Origin of the sequence: Kitasatospora sp. MBT66 (assembly GCF_000710405.2) — a bacterium.
Taxonomy (GTDB): domain Bacteria; phylum Actinomycetota; class Actinomycetes; order Streptomycetales; family Streptomycetaceae; genus Kitasatospora; species Kitasatospora purpeofusca.
This window is the reverse complement of record NZ_JAIY01000003.1, coordinates 252,763-254,758: the sequence shown is the minus strand read 5'-3', so window position 1 is coordinate 254,758 and position 1,996 is coordinate 252,763. Positions and strand designations below refer to the sequence as shown.

At 78.5% G+C, this 1,996-nt stretch carries 1 protein-coding gene and 1 pseudogene; both read right to left on the bottom strand.

What is annotated here, in order from left to right:
• A pseudogene (locus BI06_RS50240) lies at window positions 1–769 on the bottom strand (hypothetical protein); the annotation flags it as partial.
• Window positions 770–926: 157 nt separating this feature from the next.
• On the bottom strand, window positions 927–1,996 hold a 1,070-nt coding region (locus BI06_RS03065; RefSeq protein WP_051740167.1), incomplete at its 5' end, for a hypothetical protein.

The following is a 1,996-nucleotide window of genomic DNA, read 5'->3' as shown; positions in this document are numbered from 1 at the left end:
GGGCCGCCACCGCGGCGGCGAGCAGCAGGCCCAGGGCGTCGGCGTCGCCGGGCGCGAGGGCGGGGCCGAGCGTTGCCCGCACGGCGGCGGCGAGGCTGCGGCCGTAGCCGAGGGCGAGGGCGGGGCCGGTCTCGTCCGGGTCGAAGCAGACCAGGGCGGACCGGGCGTCGGCGCACAGGGCGAGCAGGGCGGTCAGCGTCCGCGCGTCGTGGCGGGCTCCGGGCGTGAGCAGGTCCGCGAGCGCCGGGCAGTGGGCGGGGCAGACGGCCAGCACATGCCGGACGACGGCGACGAGCCCGGCCCGGGTCCGTGCGGCGGGCCCGGCGGCGAGCAGGTCGGAACGCACCCAGGCCAGGGCGGCCGGGACCGGACGGTGCAGGACGAGGGCGGGACCGCAGGCGGCGGCGAGGTCGGTGGGCACCCGGACGGCGGCCGGGACGGCGCAGGCGCGTTCGCCTCCGACCGCGATCACCGTGCCGTCGGGGAGGGTATCGGCGTCCGCCCGGCCGTCGGTGCCCGGAGCGGTGCCGCGGGGCCGCGCGGGGAGCTCGTGCAGGACGGTGGGTGCCCGGGCGGCAGCGAGTGCGCGGACGCGGGCCAACTGCCCCGGGGGTGCGGTGCCGTCGGTGACGAGGACAAACCGTTGGGCCTCGAACTCGGCGATCCGCCCGCCCAGTTCGCCCCAGGCGTGCTCGCCGTCGCGAACCGCGAGGGTGAGGTGCGCGGCACCGGCCTGGATCCGCCGGTCCAACCGGGCACTGCGACGCATGGGGGCCTCCTCCCGTTCGGGGTCGGAGGCCCAGCGTGTCGCGCCCGTCGCCCCGGGCGCCTGAGCCCCGGGGCCCGTCCGCGCCCTGCCCGGTGGGCGGGACACCCGGGCCGTTGGGGCGGGGCGGCCGGTTCGGGGGGCGGAGAGGTGGAGGCTGTCAGCCGTCGAGCGTCGGCGCCGCGTCCGCCACCGCCGACCAGGCGCGCAGCCACCCGGCCGCGCCGACGAGTTCGCGCCCGTCCAGGTCGTCGACGAGCACCCCCGCGCCGATCCCGGACGGCAACGGCAGCCACCGCCGTCCGTCGCGGCGCCGCACGGTGTCGGCGAGTGCCCCGCCGAGCGTGATCGACTCCAGCAGCGGGTGCCGGACCGGCAGTTCGAGCCGCCGCATCAGCCGGAGGATCCGTTCGGCCTGCTCCGCGTCGACCAGGCCGCGCCGCCGGGCGACCACCGTGCTCAGCGCCATGTCGACGCAGACCGCCTCGCCGTGCAGCAGTTCCGGCAGCGCGCGCGTCTCCAGCGTCGGGCTGAAGATGTGCCCGTAGTGCCTGCCGTCAGCGGCGCCGCAGTCGAACGCCGTTGCGTGGACGACGCGCGCGAGCACGGCGGCGCCGATGCCGGCGGCCTGGCACCGGGTGTCGAGCAGGTCCCGGCCGCGCCGCTCCAGCAACGCGAACAGCTCCGCGTCCGCGATCAGCGCCACCTTGAGGACCTCGGCGAGACCGCTGGCGACGTGGCGGCGCCCCAGGGTGACCAGGAAGGCCGGGTCGACCAGCGTCTCGACCCCGGGACGGTGCGCGACCAGGCCGTGCAGGGTGGTGGGGACCCGCACGAACGGCGTGGAACGGCGGTAGAGGGTGCAGGCGAGCCCGACCACCTCGGCCAGCACGCCGCCGCCGACCGCCAGCACCGGCGCGCCCCGGCGGGAGATCCCGAAGGAGGCCGTCCGGTCGGCGACCTGGAACACCGCGTCCATGGTCTTCACCTGTTCGTGGCCGGGCAGCACCAGCGTCTCGTGGTCCACGCCCCGGGCGTCCAGGTAGTGGTGGAGCCGGTGGCCGTGCAGCTCGTGCACCCGGGCGTCGACCACGACGAGCCGACGCCCGGGCGGACCGCCGGCCTGGGCGAGCGCCGGGTTGCCCGGATCCAGCAGGCCGGGCACGAAGCGGAGCCCCGGCCGGACGGGGCCCCGGGGGGCGGCGGCCGGGGCGGCCGGGGCGGTCGGGG